19 protein-coding genes are annotated in these 18,501 nt (G+C 63.9%); 6 read left to right on the top strand and 13 right to left on the bottom strand.

Translation table 11 applies throughout. The features are described 5' to 3' along the window. Positions 1-31: 31 nt before the first annotated feature. The 10 genes from RX330_RS22170 to RX330_RS22125 form a co-directional block, all read right to left on the bottom strand. The gene (locus RX330_RS22170) at positions 32-442 is read right to left on the bottom strand and encodes a hypothetical protein (RefSeq protein WP_212086358.1); all 411 of its coding nucleotides are present in this window, start codon (positions 440-442) and stop codon (positions 32-34) included. A 38-nt stretch (positions 443-480) separates the two neighbouring features. Beyond that, a complete protein-coding gene (locus RX330_RS22165) occupies positions 481-1,200 on the bottom strand; it encodes a sulfite exporter TauE/SafE family protein (protein ID WP_317239799.1) in 720 nt (239 codons plus the stop codon). A 59-nt stretch (positions 1,201-1,259) separates the two neighbouring features. After that, positions 1,260-2,177: a ribokinase gene (locus tag RX330_RS22160; protein WP_317239798.1), complete on the bottom strand. Its 918-nt coding sequence runs from the start codon at positions 2,175-2,177 to the stop codon at positions 1,260-1,262. A gap of 10 nt (positions 2,178-2,187) precedes the next feature. Continuing rightward, entirely contained in the window at positions 2,188-2,634 is a 447-nt protein-coding gene (gene rpiB / locus RX330_RS22155; protein ID WP_212086348.1) for a ribose 5-phosphate isomerase B, read from the bottom strand. A 69-nt stretch (positions 2,635-2,703) separates the two neighbouring features. Continuing rightward, on the bottom strand, positions 2,704-3,498 hold the full coding sequence (locus tag RX330_RS22150; protein WP_317239797.1) for a transporter substrate-binding domain-containing protein: 795 nt from the start codon (positions 3,496-3,498) through the stop codon (positions 2,704-2,706). Between the two features lie 18 nt (positions 3,499-3,516). Then, on the bottom strand, positions 3,517-4,275 hold the full coding sequence (locus RX330_RS22145) for an amino acid ABC transporter ATP-binding protein (RefSeq protein ID WP_212087356.1): 759 nt from the start codon (positions 4,273-4,275) through the stop codon (positions 3,517-3,519). A 1-nt stretch (position 4,276) separates the two neighbouring features. Beyond that, on the bottom strand, positions 4,277-4,945 hold the full coding sequence (locus RX330_RS22140; protein ID WP_212086342.1) for an amino acid ABC transporter permease: 669 nt from the start codon (positions 4,943-4,945) through the stop codon (positions 4,277-4,279). 7 nt (positions 4,946-4,952) lie between these two features. Further along, positions 4,953-5,636 (bottom strand): amino acid ABC transporter permease, encoded by a 684-nt coding sequence (locus RX330_RS22135; RefSeq protein ID WP_317239796.1) that lies wholly within the window; start codon positions 5,634-5,636, stop codon positions 4,953-4,955. A gap of 10 nt (positions 5,637-5,646) precedes the next feature. Then, positions 5,647-6,546 carry an NAD(P)-dependent oxidoreductase gene (locus tag RX330_RS22130; RefSeq protein ID WP_317239795.1) on the bottom strand — a complete coding sequence of 300 codons (900 nt, stop codon included), beginning with the start codon at positions 6,544-6,546 and terminating at the stop codon, positions 5,647-5,649. A gap of 54 nt (positions 6,547-6,600) precedes the next feature. After that, positions 6,601-7,341 carry a FadR/GntR family transcriptional regulator gene (locus RX330_RS22125; protein ID WP_317239794.1) on the bottom strand — a complete coding sequence of 247 codons (741 nt, stop codon included), beginning with the start codon at positions 7,339-7,341 and terminating at the stop codon, positions 6,601-6,603. 434 nt (positions 7,342-7,775) lie between these two features. On the opposite strand from RX330_RS22125, the gene RX330_RS22120 reads away from it, so the two are divergent. The 5 genes from RX330_RS22120 (at position 7,776) to RX330_RS22100 (ending at position 14,424) form a co-directional block, all read left to right on the top strand. Continuing rightward, positions 7,776-8,552: a potassium channel family protein gene (locus tag RX330_RS22120; RefSeq protein WP_212086330.1), complete on the top strand. Its 777-nt coding sequence runs from the start codon at positions 7,776-7,778 to the stop codon at positions 8,550-8,552. Between the two features lie 169 nt (positions 8,553-8,721). Then, positions 8,722-9,153 carry a hypothetical protein gene (locus tag RX330_RS22115; RefSeq protein ID WP_317243951.1) on the top strand — a complete coding sequence of 144 codons (432 nt, stop codon included), beginning with the start codon at positions 8,722-8,724 and terminating at the stop codon, positions 9,151-9,153. 129 nt (positions 9,154-9,282) lie between these two features. Then, complete coding sequence (locus tag RX330_RS22110; protein ID WP_317239793.1) at positions 9,283-10,896, top strand: efflux RND transporter periplasmic adaptor subunit; 1,614 nt, start codon at positions 9,283-9,285, stop codon at positions 10,894-10,896. Positions 10,897-10,905: 9 nt separating this feature from the next. After that, entirely contained in the window at positions 10,906-14,025 is a 3,120-nt protein-coding gene (locus tag RX330_RS22105; RefSeq protein ID WP_317239792.1) for an efflux RND transporter permease subunit, read from the top strand. A gap of 27 nt (positions 14,026-14,052) precedes the next feature. After that, positions 14,053-14,424, top strand: coding sequence for a hypothetical protein (locus RX330_RS22100; protein WP_317239791.1), 372 nt, complete (start codon positions 14,053-14,055; stop codon positions 14,422-14,424). Positions 14,425-14,538: 114 nt separating this feature from the next. On the opposite strand, the gene RX330_RS22095 is transcribed toward RX330_RS22100, so the two are convergent. Then, positions 14,539-15,309, bottom strand: coding sequence for an exodeoxyribonuclease III (locus RX330_RS22095; RefSeq protein ID WP_317243950.1), 771 nt, complete (start codon positions 15,307-15,309; stop codon positions 14,539-14,541). 40 nt (positions 15,310-15,349) lie between these two features. Between RX330_RS22095 and RX330_RS22090 the strand changes: the two genes are divergently transcribed. Then, complete coding sequence (locus RX330_RS22090; protein WP_212086312.1) at positions 15,350-15,568, top strand: hypothetical protein; 219 nt, start codon at positions 15,350-15,352, stop codon at positions 15,566-15,568. A 67-nt stretch (positions 15,569-15,635) separates the two neighbouring features. Here RX330_RS22090 and alr read toward each other — a convergent pair whose 3' ends face one another. Together alr and RX330_RS22080 are read right to left on the bottom strand one after the other, a co-directional pair. After that, positions 15,636-16,895 carry an alanine racemase gene (gene alr / locus RX330_RS22085; RefSeq protein ID WP_410707031.1) on the bottom strand — a complete coding sequence of 420 codons (1,260 nt, stop codon included), beginning with the start codon at positions 16,893-16,895 and terminating at the stop codon, positions 15,636-15,638. A gap of 64 nt (positions 16,896-16,959) precedes the next feature. Next, positions 16,960-18,468, bottom strand: coding sequence for a replicative DNA helicase (locus RX330_RS22080; RefSeq protein ID WP_212086310.1), 1,509 nt, complete (start codon positions 18,466-18,468; stop codon positions 16,960-16,962). Positions 18,469-18,501 lie beyond the last annotated feature (33 nt).

Below are 18,501 nucleotides of genomic sequence, written 5' to 3'. Positions count from 1 at the left end.
GATCGGAGATGGGAGTGCGACGCGTTCCGCGCTAGCGGGCTTTCGGCAGCTCGTCCTTGCGCTTGCACAGCAGATAGGGCTTCCCGTCGATCTTGATCGTGCCGTTGGCGCCCGGCGCCAGCTTGATCGTGACCTTACTGCCGTTCACGCCCTTGGTGTAATCGTCCCAGAACTCGAAGCAGGTGGCGGACAGCACGAGGCCGTCGCCGGCCGGCGTCTTGCGGTCGATGCGGCAATGGTTCTCGTACCGATCGACCAGCGGGGCCGGCTTGCCCTTGATGACGTTGTCGAGGTCGATCATCGTTTTGCTGTCCGGGGCCTCGCTGTCGCGGCAGTCCTTTTTCGTCGAGGCCCATAAGCCGTCGAACGTCTGCGCGGCGGACACCGGCTGTATTGCGAAGAGGACGATGCCGGCGGCGGCGATCAGGGAGACGGTGCGCATTCATTGGGTCCTTTGCTCGGCGGTATGTCTCTCAGAGGTCAGAATGCGTTCAACAGCATCGACATGCCCGCCGCCAGCATGATGCCGTCCATCAGCAGGCGAAACATCTCCGGCTTCAGGTGCAGCACGAAGCGTTTTGCGACGAAGGCACCGATCATCAGCGACGAGCCGGCCACCAATCCTTTCAGAGCAACGTCGGCGGTCAGCGCCCCGAAGCGCTCGAACGTCACCGACTTGCTGAGGTAGAGCCCCAGCGACGAGGCGGCTTCGGTGGCGAGGAAGGCGCCCTTGCTGAGGCCGTAGAACAGGAACAGCGGCACGCTGAGCGGGCCGGTCGAGACCACGATGCCGGTGAGATAGCCGATGACGGCGCCGCCGATCGCGAGGTGCCAGAGATTGGCCTTGAGGTCGTGCCGCGCCAGGAAGTGCCGCACCGGTACCATCGCGATCAGGAAGAGGCCGATGGCAATATCGACCGCATGCGAAGGCAGCGCCAGCAGCGTGCGCGCGCCGAGCGCTGCGGCTGGAATGCCTGTCACGGAATAGGCCGCGCAGGCCCGCCAGTCGACCTCGCGCCACCAGGCCAGGATCCGCGAGAAATTCGCCATGACGGAGGCCACGGCCATGATCGGCACGGCCTCCTTCGGCCCATAGGCATAGACCAGCACCGGCATCAGCATGATCGACGAGCCCGTGCCGACGATGCCGGAAATGGTGCCGGCGACGAGGCCGACGGTGAGGACGAAGAGGAAGGCCAAGGGCAGCGCTCCACGAATCGGGAGAGTTTAGCCGTGGCCGGCGATGCGGGCGATCCGTCCTAGGCGATGGAACCTATCGCGCTGCGCATCGGCATGCCGGTCTGGGCGCCGGCCTTGAGGCATTTCAACGCCGCGGCTTCGCAGCTCACCTCCAGCGCGTGCTGTAGCGACACGCCTTCGCTGAGTATGGCCGCGAATGCGCCGACGAAGGTGTCGCCGGCGCCGGTCGTATCCACCGGCGTGATGCGCGGGGCGGCCGCGCGCAGGCAGGTTCCCTCGGCCGTCATGGCGAGCGCGCCTTGCGCGCCGGCAGTGACGATGCAGGTGAGGTTGCCGGCTCTGGCGAGCCCGGCTGCTGCCATTTCGTGGTCGTCGCAAGCAAGGCCGACGGCGGCGGCGGCATCGAGCGCTTCATGCTCGTTGACCAGGAGATAGTCGGTGACGGCGAGAAGCTCCGTCACCATTTCGCGGGTCATCTTGTCCGGAACGGGCGCGAGATTCCAGATGACGGTGCCGGAGGCCGCCGAGGTTCTGCGCGCGGCTTCCTTCGCTTGCGCGAACGGCACTTCCATCTGAAGCATCAGCACGGTGTCGGAGCTGTACAGCTCGGCGGCAAGATCACTGGCGCTCGCCGTCATGTTGGCGCCGCTTGCCACCGTGATCGCATTCTCGCCGGCCTGATCGACCGTGATGAACGCACAGCCGGTCGGCTCATCGGCCCTGATGACCAGGTCGGCATCGACGCCATTGGCTCGAAGGTTTTCGATCGCGCTGTCGCCAAATCCGTCGCGGCCGACGCGGCCCGCCATGCGCACGCGTCCAGGTCCGGCGATCCGCGCGGCGGCGACGGCCTGATTGGCGCCCTTGCCGCCGAAGTGGGTCCGGTAGGATGGTGCCAGCACCGTCCGGCCCGGGCCTGGAATGATCGGCACCTCTGCGACCAGATCGACGTTGAGCGATCCGAACACCAGGATCATGGAGAGACCGTCAGCCTTGCTCGTCCATGACGCGCAGTTTCTCGACGCGGCGGCGGAAATCCTCGTCGGTGGAGAATTCGGCGGACAGGTAGGAAGACACGAGGTCCACCGCGAGCCAGGCGCCAACAATCTGCGCGCCGATGCACATGACGTTGACGTCGTCATGCTCGACGCTCTGATGGGCGGAGTGAACGTCGTGGCAGACTGCGGCGCGGATGCCCTTCATCTTGTTGGCGGCGATCGAGGCGCCGACGCCGGTGCCGCAGACCATGATGCCGCGCGTGGCTTCGCCCGATGTCACCTTCGCCGCAACGGCCCGCGCGATATCGGGGAAATCCACCGGCTTGTCGTCATGGGAGCCGACGTCGATGATTTCGTGGCCGAGCTTGCGGATGTGGTCGATGACGGTCTGCTTGAGTGGCCAGCCGGCGTGGTCGGATCCGATGACGAGACGCATGTAATGTCCTTCTTGATCTTGCATGAACGTGACAGCCGCGTGTGGCTGTCACGTTTTCTTTCGTTTGGTTCAGCTGCGCATGTCGGGCGGCAGATCCACCCCATGGAACTTCCTGTAGATCGCGTTGAGCTTGCCGTTCTTGACGTTCTCGGTGATCCAGGCGTTGAGCTTGTCCATCAAGGGCTGCTCGCCCTTCTTCAGGCCGATGGCGAGATCGAAGGTCGCCAGCGGAATCCGGGATTCAAACACGCGCGAGGGGTTCTTCACACCGATCTGGTTGATGATCGTCGCGGACGAGCCGACGCAGTCGACCTGGCCTGAGACCGCCGCCGTCACCATGGTGGCGTCGTCGTCGTAGCGGGCGATCTTGAGGTCCTTGTCCTTCATGTTGGAGAGAGTGGTGTCCTGCGTGGTGCCGCGCGAGACGCCGATCGGCTTGTCCTTGAGGTCCGGCCAGTCCTTGATCGTCGATGATTTCAGGCAGCCGACGTCGGATTGCAGCGTCGCATAGCGCTTGGTGAAGTCGATCACCTTGGCGCGCTCGGCAGTCACCGACAGGGTCGAGATGATGATGTCGGCCTTGCCGGTCAGGACGTTCGGGATGCGGGTCGCCCCGGTGGTCTGGATGAACTCGAGCTGGAGCCCCCAGTCCTTGGCGAGCAACTGGGCCACTTCGACGTCGGAGCCGGTCGGCGTCATCGTGCTGTCCATCATGCCCGAAGGCGGGATGGCGAGATCCGTCGAGATACGGATCTTCTTCGCTTTCATGATGTCGTCGAGCAGATCGGCGGAAGCGGGCGTGGCCGTCATCGCGATGAGGCCGCACAAAGCGGTAACCGTTCCCAGCAAGGTCTTGTTGGTCATTCCTGGTCTCCTCTCCTGTTATGATTTTAAGTTTCCAGTGCCCACGAATTGCGTGAGTTCAGGCGTCGCCGGCGAGGTCAGGATCGAGGCGGGTCCGGTCTCGTGGACCTTGCCGCGATGCATGAAGACGATCCGGTCGGCGATGCCTTTGGCAAATCCCATCTCGTGGGTGACCATCACCATGGTCATGCCGTCAGCCGCGAGCTGCTCGATCACCTTCAGCACTTCGCCGGTGAGCTCGGGATCGAGCGCGGAAGTGACCTCGTCGAACAGCATGACCTTGGGCTGCATGGCGAGTGAGCGGGCAATCGCGGCGCGCTGCTGCTGGCCGCCCGAGAGCTGTTCTGGATAGGCGTGCAGCTTCTCCTCGAGCCCGACCTGGGCGAGCACTTTTCTGGCGAGGTCTTTGGCCTGCGAGCCGGACATGCCCTTTACGGCGCAGGGGGCGAGCGTGATGTTCTGTTCGATGGTGAGGTGCGGAAACAGATTGTAGCTCTGAAACACGATGCCGACGTCCTGGCGCAGCGCGCGCAGGTTCACGTCGGGGCGGTCGACGCGATGCCCGCAGACGACGATCTCGCCGCCGTCGACCTTCTCGAAACGGTCGATGCAGCGCAGCGCCGTGCTCTTGCCGGAGCCGGAGCGGCCGATCAGCGCCAGCACCTCGCCGCGTGCCACGGCAAAGGAGACGCCGTCGAGCACGCGGAGCGAGCCAAAGCTCTTCTGCACGTCGCGAAGCGAAACGATCGGTTCGGATGGGGAGGGGGTCTGCTGCATGTCAGGCTGGCGCGAGGTTGGACCTGCCACGCCCCATCCGCCGCTCCAGCCTCTGGCTGAACAGCGACAGTGGATAGCACATGGCGAAGTAGGTGACGGCGATGATGGCGTAGATGGCGAACGGCTCGAACAGCGAGTTGTTGACGATCTGCCCGGAGCGCATCAGCTCGACGAAGCCGACGACGGAGGCGAGCGAGGTGTTCTTGATGATCTGCACCATGAAGCCGACGGTCGGCGGCGTCGCGATGCGGATCGCCTGCGGCAGGATCACCTTGATCATGCGCTGGGTCCGGCTCAGCGCCAGGCCCTCGGCCGCCTCCCATTGCGGCTTCGGCACCGACTGGATGCAGCCGCGCCAGATCTCGCCCAAATAGGCGGCGACATAGAGCGTCAGCGAGGCGCCGGCAGCCGCAAGCGGCGAGACCTGCAGGCCGATGGCGGCAAGACCAAAATAGCCGAGGAAGAGAATGACGAGCAGCGGCGTGCCCTGGATGAGCTGAACGTAGACGGCGCTCGCGATCCGTACCGATTTGAGCGGCGAGATCCGCGCGAGCGCGATCACGAAGCCGACGATACCGCCGCCAATCAGCGCTATCATGGACAGGCCGATCGTCCACAGCGCGCCTTGGCCGAGGAACATCAAATGGTTGATGTTGAGATGTCCGCCCATGGTCATCTCACAATGGTGTGCCGAGCCGCCGCCGGCGCGGAAACAGCACGAGGCCGAGGCCCCAGAAGCCGGCACGCATCACCAGTGACAGGATGACGTAGAGCACGGCGACGATGATGTAGGTTTCGAACGCGCGATAAGTGTCCGACTGGATGTAGTTCGCGACGGCGGTGAGCTCCTCGGCCGAGATCTGCGAACAGACCGAGGAGGCCAGCATCAAGAGCACGAACTGGCTCGTCAGCGCGGGATAGACCTTCTCGATCGCCGGCAGCAGGATGATGTGCCAGTAGATCTGCAGGCGCGACAGCGCCAGCCCCTCGGCGGCTTCGATCTGCCCGCGCGGGATCGCCTCGAAGCCGGCGCGCATGATCTCGGCGGTATAGGCGCCGACATTGATGGTCAGCGCGGCCACGGCCACGGTGAAGGCGGAGTACTTCAGGCCGAGACTGGCCAAGCCGAAATAGACCAGGAAGATCTGCACCAGGAGCGGCGTGTTGCGGATCGTCTCGACATAGACTTTGCAGGCGCCCGCGATCAACGCGTTATGCGTGCCGCGCGCGACCGCCGCGAGCGTGCCGAGGAGCGCGCCAAGCACCGTCGCGAAGGCCGCAAGCTCCAGCGTGAGGACAGCGCCGGCGAGAAAACTCGGCCAACGCTCCAGCACTGCGGGAAAGTCGAGTTGAAGGCTCATCGTATCAAGTTCAGCCGGTTGTCTGGTTGGTCATGCGGTCATAGACGCGGAATAGCGCCTGATTGCCGTTGCTGCCTTCGCCGTGGGCACGCGCGTCGATGTATTGGCTGGTGATGAGCGCGGTGCCGGGCAGCGGCACGTTCAGCGCCTGCGCGTGCTCCTGCACGAGGCGAAGGTCCTTGAGCTGCAGATCGATGCGGAAGCCGGCAGAGACGTCGCCCGCGATCATCGCCGGGCCGAGCTTGTCGAGCATCCAGGACGCCGCGGAGCCACCAAGCAGCACCCGGCGCAGTAGATTGAGATCGAGGCCCGACGCGCGGCCGAGCGCCAGCGCCTCGCAGATCGCCTGGATGTTGATTCCGCAGATCAGCTGATTGCACAGCTTGACGGTCTGGCCGGCGCCGGATGCGCCGACATGCGTGATGGTCGTGCCCATCGCGCGGAAGAACGGCTCGGCTTTGGCAAAGGCTTCGGCATCGCCGCCGGCCATGATCGAGAGCGCAGCGTTCTTGGCGCCCACGGGGCCGCCCGAGACCGGGGCGTCGATGAAGTCGACGCCAGCCTTTTGCAGATCGGCATGGATGCGGCGGACCGCGACCGGCGAGATCGTGCTCATGTCGACGATGAGCTTGCCGGGCGGTGGAGACTTCAGCAGGCCGTGTTCGCCGTAAACGGTCGCCTCGACATGGGGGGTGTCGGGCAGCATCGTAATGACGATATCGGCGCCTCGCGCGGCATCGGCGGGATTCTCGGCACGTCTCGCGCCTTCCTCGATGCTGTCGGCCAGCGCGGCTTCGTTCAGATCGAAGACGCGGACCGCGTGGCCGGCCACCAGGAGATTGCGCACCATCTCCCGGCCCATCGTGCCGATGCCGATGAAGCCGACATTGCCCTTGTCGTTCCGTCCCATGTCATCAGTCCGTTTCTTGTTTGATAGGCTTCTTGATCGATTGGCAGTCTGCGATCAGCCCGAGGCGCTGGTCTTGTCGATGTCGCCGACGACGGCGCGCCTGCGGTATTCGTCGCCGATGGCGAAATGCTTGCGCAGCGTCGCATCGGCGCGCTCGGGATCGCGCGCAATGAGCGCATCGAAGATGCGGCGGTGATCGTCGATGAGATAAGTCTTCATCGACGGAAAGGCCTGAACCAGCTCGCGGCGGCTGCGGTGCGAATGCGTCAACAAGCCCGCCAGCGAGCTATGCAGCACAGTCAGCGTTTCCGAATGCGAGGCGACCACGATGGCGCGATGGAAGTCGAAGTCGGCCATGCCGCCCGCATCCGCTTCGTCGATCGTCTCTCCGATCTTGGCGAGTGCGTGCTGTAGCCGTTCGAAATCGGCGATGTTGGCGCGTTCGCATGCAAGCCGGATCGCCTGGCATTCGATCGCGACGCGCGCCTGCATGACGTCGTCGAGCATGTCCGCCTGCTGGGCGAGCGCGAAGGTGAAAAAATCGTTCAGCACCGAGACATCCGGTCGCGTCACCACGGTGCCGATGCGGTCGCGAATCTCGACGATGCCCAGCACGGTAAGGGCCCGCAGCGCCTCGCGGACGATCGGCCGGCTGACCCCAAGCAGGGTTGCCAGCTCGCGCTCGGAGATCAGGCGGTCGCCGGGCCTGAGCGAGCCTGCCAGAAGGCGTTCGCGCAAAAAGGCGAAGACCTTCTCGAACCCTTTTTCACCCTCGCTGGCCCGCTTGAGTTCCATCCCGATCTCATTGGTCTGATCTTGGTCAGACCAGTATGCTGACCAAGGGGCGAAGGTCAAGAGGCCTTGGCCGGACAAGTCTGGGTAGGTCCCTCCCGGCTCTGTGGCCGCATGTCAGGACGCCCGTCCTGCAAATGTCGCTGCCGGGCTTCGCTCGCGGTTCGGCTCCGCGTCTGGCGACAGTGTCGGCGCGCGCCGCCGACAGGCACTCTTCGGGGAGCTCCAACTGGCTCGCCTTCGATCGTTGGCGCGCGCGAGATTGCTCGGCGAGCTTCCGGCATTCCTCGGGTTTGGGCAGCCAGCCCACGAAGGCGAGCTGAACGCCGCGTCGTGTTCTGCGTTCCTGTTTCATCCAGAGGGTGGCAGGATCAGCTCCGATCTTGCGGCGTGCGGTCCGAGTTGCAATCATCCAGGCAAACCACGATCATGATTCAGTGACCCTCACGTCTCTCAGAAGCAACGTTCGCCGCCTCTACGAAGGCGCAACACCGAGTGGCGTGCGTTTCCGCTACGCGCTGCTCGCCTTCGACATCGTGACGGTGCTGTTCATCATCGCAACCTCGTTCCTGCCTCCCAGCGAGATCATCGAGACGCTCGATGTCCTGTTCGGCGTGACGTTGCTTGCCGACTTCTCGGCACGGCTCCTCGTCGATCGGCATCCGGTTCGAAAATTCACGCAACTCGCTACCTGGGCCGACATGGTTGCGATCGTGTCCTTCCTGGCACCGCTAGCCGGCGAAGCCGGCGGCTTTCTCCGGATCCTGCGAACGTTGGGGCTGCTCCGCGACTACCAGATGCTGGTGAGGTTGCGCCTCGATTCACCGTTCTTTCGTCGCAACGAAGACGTCATCTTCGCCGTCACGAACCTAGCCGTTTTCATCTTCGTCATGACCGGGATCGTCTACGAGACCCAGAAGTTTCGGAACGACGAGATCCGGAACTATGCCGATGCCCTGTATTTCACCGTCACGGCGCTCACGACGACCGGCTTTGGCGACATTACCCTGTCGGGTACGGTCGGTCGTTTGATCACCGTCGTGATCATGATTTTCGGCGTCACGCTGTTCTTCAATCTCGCCCGCGCGCTCCTCAGTCCGCACAAGGTGCGATTTTCTTGCCCGGTCTGCGGGCTCCAGCGGCACGATTCCGACGCCGTGCATTGCAAGGCCTGCGGCACCGTTCTCAACATTCCCGATGAAGGGGCGACCTGAAGCGCTCTCACGGCCCGGCGCGGCCGGGCATTCTTCGTGGGTGACATGGTGCCAGCGTTTTGCCCGATGGGGCAGGTCCTGCGTGGTGCTTGCAGCGCCGCCGCGCTGGCCGAAGTATAAACGCTGGCGTCGCCTTGAAACGGCAGTGAAAATCTTCTAATTGTTCGCTGTGCTGCACGGCCCCCTTCAACGCCTTCGCCAGATCGCCAGAACAAGCATGTTCCTGGCGATATCGGCCTTTGTGCTTCAAGGCGCGCTGATTTCGGTGTCTCAGGCGGAGGCTGCCCTGGGTGCCATGCCGGAGCCGGCCGTCGCCTTGAGCGGTTCTGTGCATTTTCATGATCAGCTCGCAGGTCACGTTCACTCACATGACGGCGACAATGCCGAAGGCCATGTTCACGACGCGCCGGACCACGATGATGATGGTGGTCCAAACCTGTCCTGGAGCATGTTTGGCAGCTCCATTGCGTCACCCGAATGCACCGTTCTGGCAAGCCTGTTCGCCTTGCTTGGTCCTGTCGAACTGCTGGCCGTGCGGGCCATCGATGGCGTCAGCCCCGAAGGTCTGATCCGACCACCAAGTACCCTCAGCATCGCGTAATTCGGGCGGCCTTCGCGCCGCTGCCGTTTCGCATGTCTGAAGGGATTCTCCATGTTGACGATACAGTGCTGCCCGAGAGGGCGGCTCCCGCGGCTTGGCCTGGCGGTTCTTGCATGCCTGGCGAGCTTGATGCTTGGCTGTGCCGGCTCCGGCGCGCATGAGGGGCACGACCACGGAGAGGCCAACAAAGCGCCGGTGGTGTCATCGGCATATCCGAGAGTTGTGGCGCGATCCGAACTCTATGAGATCGTCGGGATCCTCAGGAACAACCAGCTTTCGATCTACCTCGACGATGCCGTCACCAACGAGCCTGTCTCGGATGCGACCTTGCAGGTGACCGTCGGCGATGCCAATGCCGTCGAAGCCTCGAAGGCGGGAAGCGGGCTCTACACACTGGCCATGCCAGGGCAGCCGGCCGGATCGGTGGAGGTCATCTTCTCGGTGTCCGCCCAAAAGGGCGACGATCTCCTGGTGGACTCACTGACTGCGCCGCAGCCGGCCAGTCCGCCTCGGGCGCATGGGCACGGCTGGCTTTCCTCCGGTCGCCTCGTAGCAGCGTTTGCAGGGGCCGCTGCCGGCTTCGGTCTGCTTTTTGGCTATTCGATATGGTCGGGCCGCAGAATCGCGGCCGCAGTCTCGGCAGTGGTGTCGGCCATATCAGTTGTTCTCGCCGCGACGTCGTTTGACGAAAGCCAGACCGGTGCGAGCTCTGCCGGTTCACCCGCACCGCTGGCGCTGAGCGATGCGCCGAGGCGTCTGCAGGACGGCTCCGCCTTCGCAGCCAAATCTACCCAGCGGTTGCTTGATATACGCACCGCGGCGGCCGAACCGCACACGATCCGCCCCGCCGTCAATCTGATGGGCCGCGTCATTGCCGATCCGAACCGCAGCAGCATCGTGCAAAGCATCTACGGCGGCCGCGTCATTCCCAATGGCGGCGCGATACCGCGCATCGGGCAGACGGTCGCGAAAGGCGACGTTCTCATCCGGATCGAGCCGCATCTGCCGGTCGCGGACCGCACGACGATCCTCGAAAAGGTTGGCGAAATCGAACAGTTGACGGCGGTCACGGAGAACAAGCTCCGCCGCTTGCGGCCGTTGGCAGAGCGAGGCGCTGTGCCGCAGGGGCAGGTCCACGACCTCGAAAGCGAACTGGAAGGGTTGCGGGCGCGCCGTGAAACCGTTCGCAATTCCCGCACCGGCTTTGAGGAGTTGCGCGCATCGACCAACGGCATCATCACCGCGGCCAAGGTCGTGCCAGGACAGGTGATTCAGCCACAGGACGTTCTCTTCCAGATCGTCGACCCCGGGAGCCTGTGGGTCGAAGCGCTGGCCTATGAGGACATCGGGCTGAAAGCGCCTGAAGCGGCGACGGCGATCGCGCCTAACGGACAGGCGATCGCCTTGTCCCACGTCGGAACGAGCCGCACATTGCGGCAGCATGCGTCCGTCGTTCAGTTTGCCATCCCGGAGCCGCCGGCGGGCCTCAACATCGGTCAACCGCTCAACGTGATGCTTCAGAGCGGCGCGCCTGTCTCGGGCCTGATCTTTCCGCGCGACGCCGTCACGCGAAGCAGCAACGGGGAGAACATTGTCTGGCTGCACACCGCCGCCGAGCGCTTCGAGCCACACCCGGTACGGGTTCTTCCCGTGGACGCGACACGCGTGATGATTGCATCTGGCCTCAGCGGGAGCGAACGGATTGTCGTCCGCGGCACCGACCTCATCAACCAGATCCGGTAGGAGCCGCGCATGTTCAAGCTCATCGTCACGACGAGCCTGCGGAATCGCCTGTTCGTGCTGGCGGCCGCTGCGGTGCTCGCCGGCTATGGCCTGCTTGTCCTGCCGAGCATATCCGTTGACGTCCTGCCCGACATCAACCGTCCGACGGTCAATGTCCTGACCGAGGCCGAAGGACTGGCCCCGCAGGAGGTCGAACAGCTTGTGACGTTCCCGATCGAAACGTCGATGAACGGCATGCCCGGGGTCATACGTGTCCGCTCGGTGTCGGGCGTCGGACTCTCAATCGTCTATGTCGAGTTCGACTGGGGCGTGGATGTCTATCGCGCCCGGCAGTTCGTTTCCGAACGGCTGGCGCTGATCCGCGAGCAACTGCCGCCCGCCGTCAATCCCCAGATGGGGCCCGTGACGTCCATCATGGGCGAAATCATGCTGATCGCCATGACCAGCGACGGCAGGGCCTCTCCCATGGAGGTTCGCGAAATCGCGGATTTCGTCGTCAGGCCGCAGCTACTCGCTATCCCGGGCGTGGCCCAGGTGATCCCCATTGGCGGCGAGATTCGGCAATACCGCGTAACGCCGAACATCGCGACCATGCAGGCTCTCGGCATCACCCATGTCCAGATCGAGCAGGCGGTAGCCAAGTTCGGCACCAACAGCGGCGGCGGATTCGTGGACCAGCATGGCCGTGAATATCTGATCCGCAACGTCGGCCTCACCAAGCAAATCGAGGACCTCGGCAACACCGTCGTTGCGACACAGGACAAGCAGCCAATCCTGTTGATGCAAGTCGCAAAGGTGGATTTCGCCGCGCGCACCAAGCGCGGTGACGCCGGCTACAACGGGAAACCGGCTGTCATCGTCAGCGTGATGAAGCAACCCGCGGCGGACACGGTCGCGTTGACCAGGAATATCGAGACGGCGCTCGCCGACTTGCAACGGACCATGCGATCAGGGATCAGCCTCACCAGCGTTCAGTTCCGTCAAGCCACCTTCATCGAGACGTCGATTCATAATGTCCAGCGGGTCCTGGTCGAGGCGGCGATCGTCGTCGCGGTCGTCCTTTTCATCTTCCTGATGAATGGACGGGCGGCGTTCGTCTCGCTCACGGCCATTCCGCTGTCCATCCTCGTGACCGCTCTGGTGTTCCGCGCCTTCGGCTTCACGATCAACACGATGACGCTTGGTGGCCTCGCCATCGCCATCGGCGAGCTGGTCGACGATGCCGTGGTGGATGTCGAGAACGTCCTGCGGCGCCTGCGGGAGAATGCCGCTTCAGCCGCGCCGCGGCCTGTTCTCGAAGTGATCGCCCAAGCGAGCCAGGAAGTCCGCTCCGGCATCGTCTATGCGACGATGATCGTCGTCCTCGTATTCGTACCGCTGTTCGCGCTTCCAGGAATCGAAGGCCGGTTGTTCACGCCACTCGGCATTGCCTATGTGGTGTCGATACTCGCTTCGCTGTTGACGTCGGTAACGGTGACGCCCGTCTTGTCCTACTATCTGCTGTCCGGGCGGGCTCATTCAGGCGACCGCGAAAGCGCTGTCGTGCGAGGGTTGAAGCAGGCGTACCGACGTCTGCTTTGCTGGGCATTCGAGCGGCGCGGACTTGTGCTCGGCTCGGTCGCGGCAGCGGTCGTGATGGCATTCTACGCAGCGAGCCTCATGCCGCGCAGCTTTCTGCCGCCATTCAACGAAGGGACGCTCGTTCTGTCGCTGCAATACAATCCCGGCATTTCGCTCGCCGAATCGCATCGGCTCGGCTTGCTGGCCGAGCAATTGATTGCCAGGGTGCCGGAGGTGAAATCCGTCGGCCGCCGCACCGGCCGGGCGGAGCTGGATGAACACGCCGAGGGCGTCCACTACAGCGAAATAGATGTCGACCTCGTTCGCTCGAAGCGCGACAAGGCAGACGTCCACGCGAGCATCCGCGAGGTGCTTTCCGGACTGCCGGCCTCGGTCGCGATCGGGCAGCCCATCAGTCACCGGCTCGATCATCTGCAATCGGGTATCCGCGCCCAGATCGTGCTCAAAATTTACGGTCAGGACATCGAGATATTGCGCCGGCTGGCCGAAACCTCGCGCCAGCGCCTCTCGACAATTCCGGGGCTGGTCGATCTTCAGGTCGAGAAGCAGGTCCTCATTCCCCAGGTGCGCGTCCAGGTCGATCATGCCCGCGCCGCCCTTCATGGCTTGACGCCTGCCGCGATCACGCAGGCGCTCGATACGCTGTCGAATGGCCGAAAGGTCTCCCAGATCGTGGACGGCAATCGCCGCTTCGACGTCGTCATGCGCCTCTCGGAGCAGAACCGATCGACGACGGGACTGCAAGACCTTCTGATACCCACCGGCCTTGAATTCGTCCCGCTGAGTGCGCTGGCCGAAATTGTCGAGACGGATGGTCCAAATCAGATTCAGCGCGAGGGAACCCAGCGCCGAATCGTTGTTTACGGTAACGGCGACGGCCGCCGCGACATTGCCGACATCGCCGCCGACATCCAACGAGTTGTGTCGCACCTGGATTTTCCGCAGAGCTACACCACCAACCTCGAGGGAGCATTCCAGGCGCAGCAAGAGGCCTTCTGGCGCATCGCCATCCTGTCGCTTGCATCATTTGCGATGATTTTCATCGTGCTCTACAGCCGGTATCGATCGGTTGCGCTGACGCTCATCATCATGGGCGGCATTCCGCTGGCTCTGATCGGCAGCGTCGCCGGTTTGAAGATTGCCGGTCAACCGCTGTCGGTTGCGTCGATGATCGGCTTCATTACGCTGGCAGGCATCTCCGCGCGCAACGGCATTCTGAAGATCTCCCACTACATCAATTTGGCCATCTACGAAGGGGAGCGTTTCGGGACTGGCCTGATCCTCAGGGGAAGCATGGAACGTCTCAGCCCCGTCCTGATGACGGCACTTTGCGCCGGACTTGCGCTGACCCCGCTTCTGATCGGCGCGGACGAACCGGGTCGCGAAATCCTGCATCCGGTCGCCGTTACGATCTTCGGTGGTCTGCTCAGCACCACGATACTTGATGCGCTCGTGACCCCCATCCTGTTTCTGATCCTCGCCAGGAAGCCGCTGCATCGCCTGCTGGCCGAACGCGCAGCGGCGCTCACGCCCGCGGAAGCCTATTGATTCTGCAACTACCGAAGGAGACTAACAATGCGACGGTACATCTTTTCAGCCATGATCGCCTTGAGCACGGCAATCCCCCAGCTCGCTGTTGCACAGACAAAGGGCAGCAACGGCGGTCCCGTCGTCAAATCGCAAGGGCATCCGATCGAGCTTGTGCGGAAGGGTCTGGATATCGTTTTCTATGTGGGAGACGACGACGGTTCGCCGCTTTCGACAAGGGACATGCGCGGACGCGCGACGATCCAAGACGGCGGTAAGACGGTGACGGTTCCGCTTGTCCCCGCCAGTCCGAACATGATGACCGGAAAGCTGCAAGCAGAACCTTCGTCAAAAGCGATCGTCGTCTTCTCGGGAAGTCTGCACGGGCACTCGCTGACCGCGAGGTATGCAGGGGAATAGCGGTGCCGCACGCCCGAATTCCGCACGGTTTGACGGAATGCGCGCCTGTTCGACGATTCCGATCTGGAGGCCGTGCCGGTCGACGTCATCGACGGCAGGAATCTGTGGTGAGGGTCACCGCAGCACCACCCATGCCGGGGCGTGATCGCTGGCGCCGTCCTCGCCGCGGACATCTCTGTCGACACCGGCCTTCATGAGGCGCGGGGCGAGGGCAGGGCTGAGCAGGAGATGGTCGAGCCGCAGGCCCGCATCGCGCGGCCAGCGGTTTCGCTTGTAGTCCCAGAACGTGTAGATGCGCCGTTCAGGGTACAACTCGCGGATCGCATCGCACCAGCCCTGTTCGACCAGTGAGGCAAACGCCGCGCGGCTCTTCGGCTGGATCAGCGCATCCTTGTCCCACGAGCGCGTCGGATAGATGTCGATCGGCATCGGTGCGACATTGTAGTCGCCGGCGAGCACCACCGGCAGATCCTGCGTGATGAAGCTCTTCGCGTGGCGCTTGAGCCGTGCGAACCAGTCGAGCTTGTAGTCGAATTTCGGTCCGGGCTGCGGATTGCCGTTGGGCAGATAGATGCTGGTGACGATGATGCCGCGCACGGCGGCCTCGATGTAGCGGGCTTCGTGATCGGCAGCTTTTCCGGGCAGGCGGTCGCGGGTGAGAATGGGTTCGGCCTTGCGGGCGAGGATGGCGACCCCGTTCCAGGTCTTTTGTCCACACCACACCGCGCCATAGCCGGCCTTTTCGATCGCGGCCGCCGGAAATTCGCCATCACTTGCCTTCAACTCCTGAAGTGCGACGACATCGGGCTTCGCCGCCCGCAGCCATGCCAAGAGATTGGGCAGGCGGCGGTTGATGTTGTTGATGTTGAATGTCGCGATCTTCATGTAGAGCTGCCGGCTCTTGCCGCCCCGTACCGGAGACACAATGTCCAAGTTGAACTTCGCCGCCATCGTCGTCGCTGTCGCGTTCTCCGGGCTCGCGTCGGCACAATCGTCCGACCCGCGCGGTGCGTGCAAGACAGATTACGACAAATTCTGCGCCGGCATCGCGCCGGGCGGCGGCATCGTCGCATGTCTCAATGGCAAGCGCGACCAGCTCAGTGCGACCTGCAAGGCGGCGCTGGACGGCCGGAAAAAGAAGTAAGCTGCCTGCCTCGTGTCCCGGACAAGCCGCGGCGCATTGCGCTGCGTCAGGGGCACGAGAGTGGGGACTAGCCCGGCAGCGGCGGCGGTGCCGCCGGCTGCTCGACCGGCGGCGGTGAGGGAGGCTGCTCGGCTCCGGTCGCGGCTGCCGGCTTGACCAGCGGCTCCTCCACATTGCCGCCCTTGTAGATGCGGGCGTAGCGGCGGCCGAGGCTGGTCAGCACCTCATAGCCGATGGTGCCGAAATGATGCGCGAGCTCGTCAACGGTGATGCCTTCGCCGAGCAGCGTCACCATATGGCCGCGCCGTGCCGCATTCGGCGGCAGATCGGTGATGTCGATCGCGATGAGGTCCATCGAGACGCGGCCCGCGACGGGGCAGCGCTTGCCGGCGACGATGACCTCGGCGCCGCGGGTGCCGTCGTTGGAGCTGGCGGCGCGGAAATAGCCGTCGGCATAGCCGACCGCGATGATCGCCAGTTTGGTCGGCCGCCGCGCGGTCCAGGTGCCGCCATAGCCGACGCTCTCGCCGCGATCGATGGTGCGGGTCTGCACGATGCGCGCCTTGAGGTCGACCACCGGCTGCATCGGATTGTCGGCCTCCGGCGTCGGGTTGACGCCGTAGAGCGCAGCCCCCGGCCGCACCAGCTCGAACTGGAAGGGCGCGCCGAGGAAGATGCCGGAGGAGTTGGCGAGCGCCGCCGGCACGCCGGAGAATTCGCTGGCGATCGCGCGGAAGGAAGCGAGCTGCTTGGCGTTCACGGGGCTGTTGAGCTGCTCGGCCGAGACCAGATGGCTCATGACCAGCGTGATGCCGTGATCGCCGGCGTTGATGCGGGGGATGATGGCCTGCGCTTCGGAAAGCGTGAGGCCGAGCCGGTTCATGCCGGTGTCGATGTGAACCGCCGCGCCGCCGTTCCAGCCGGTGCGACGGCAGAACACGTCCCATTCGGCGAGTTCGTTGAGGTCGCCGATCACCGGGCGGCAGTTGATCTTGGCGTAGTGCTCGCCGGTGTTCTGGAAATAGCCGCCGAGCACGTAGATCGTAGGCTCCGGAACGGCCGCACGTACCTTGCGGGCCTCCTCGATGGTGGCGACGAAAAAGGTCTTGCACCCGGCCTTGCTCAGCGCACGCGCGACCTCGGGGGCACCGCAGCCATAGGCGTCGGCCTTGATCACCGCCGAGCATTCGGCCGGCACCGCCGTCTTCTCGAGCTTGCGCCAGTTGGCGATGATGGCGTCGAGATCGACGGTCAGCACGCCGCCATAGGCTGCGAGCGCGGCAGCCTGATTGGCCTCCGCGGAGAGAAGGCCGGATTGCGGGTTCATTTTAGGGTCGGACGCCATTGTCATGGCGCCGTTTTACGCAAGAGGCCGTTCTGGTTCAAGGAACTCAGTAGTCGTTGCCGCTGCGAGCCGGTACCTGACTGTCAGGCGCGAGGTCGCCGAACCGCGTGACCGAGGCTTCGAACGCCAAATCGACCGTGCCGGTCGGGCCATGGCGCTGCTTGCCGATGATGACCTCGGCTTTTCCGTGCGCAAGGCTCATGTCAAGCTGCCACTTCTCGTGCTCGGGCGTGCCTGGGCGGGGCTCCTTCATCGCGAGGTAATATTCCTCGCGGTAAACGAACAGCACGACGTCGGCGTCCTGTTCGATCGAACCGGATTCACGCAGGTCCGAGAGCTGCGGCCGCTTGTCGTCACGCGATTCGACCTGACGCGAGAGCTGCGACAGCGCGATCACGGGAACATTGAGCTCCTTGGCCAGCGCCTTCAGGCTGGTCGTGATCTCCGTGATTTCCTGCACGCGATTGTCGCTCCGCTTGCCCGAGCCCGAGAGCAGCTGGATGTAGTCGATCACGAGCAGGTCGAGGCCCTTCTGGCGCTTCAGCCGGCGCGCGCGCGCCATCAACTGCGCGATCGACAGGCCGCCGGTGGCATCCACGTAGAACGGCAGCGACTGCAGCTCGATCGAAACCTCCCGGATCTTCTCGAAATCGGCTTCCGAGATGCCGCCGCGGCGGATGTGGGAGGAGGGAACACCGGTGCGCTCGGCCACGATACGCGTGGCGAGCTGGTCGGCCGACATTTCGCAGGAGAAGAAGCCGATCACGCCGCCATTGGCGGCCTTCATGGTGCCGTCGGCCTGGAGCTCCGGAACATAGGCTTGCGCGACGTTGTAGGCGATGTTGGTCGCCAGCGACGTCTTGCCCATGCCGGGACGTCCCGCGACGATGATGAGGTCGGAGCTCTGCAGGCCGCCCATCTTGGTGTCGAGGTCGCGCATGCCCGTCGAGATGCCGGACAGCTTGCCGTCGCGCTGGAACGCCTTGGCGGCGAGATCGACCGCGACTGCCAGGGCCTGCGAGAATTTCTGGAAGCCGCCGTCATAGCGGCCGGATTCGGCGAGTTCGTAAAGCTTGCGCTCGGCGTCCTCGATCTGTGCCCGTGGCTGGAAGTCGACCGGCGCGTCATAGGCGACATTGACCATGTCCTCGCCGATGCCGATCAGGTCGCGCCGCAGCGACAGGTCGTAGACGGTGCGGCCATAGTCCTGGGCGTTGATGATGGTGGTCGCTTCGGCCGCGAGCCGCGCCAGATATTGCCCGATGGTCATACCGCCGACATCGGTGTCGGCAGGCAGGAACGTCTTCAGCGTGACGGGCGTCGCGATCTTGCCCATCCGGATCAGGCTGCCGGCGGTCTCGAAGATGGTCTGGTGCAGCGGTTCGAAAAAATGCTTCGCTTCCAGGAAGTCGGAGACGCGGTAAAACGCGTCGTTGTTGACCAGGATCGCGCCCAGGAGGCTCTGTTCCGCCTCGATATTGTGCGGCGCGCTCCGATAGGCGGGGGTTCCTGCGTCGGGCGCGAGTTTGAGAACGTTCGAATCAGTCAGGGCCATGGTCGGACGTGCTTAGCAATTTTCTTGGGCGGA

Origin of the sequence: Bradyrhizobium sp. NDS-1, from assembly GCF_032918005.1 — a bacterium.
Lineage (GTDB): Bacteria > Pseudomonadota > Alphaproteobacteria > Rhizobiales > Xanthobacteraceae > Bradyrhizobium > Bradyrhizobium tunisiense.
This window is presented reverse-complemented; position numbering and strand designations above follow the sequence as displayed.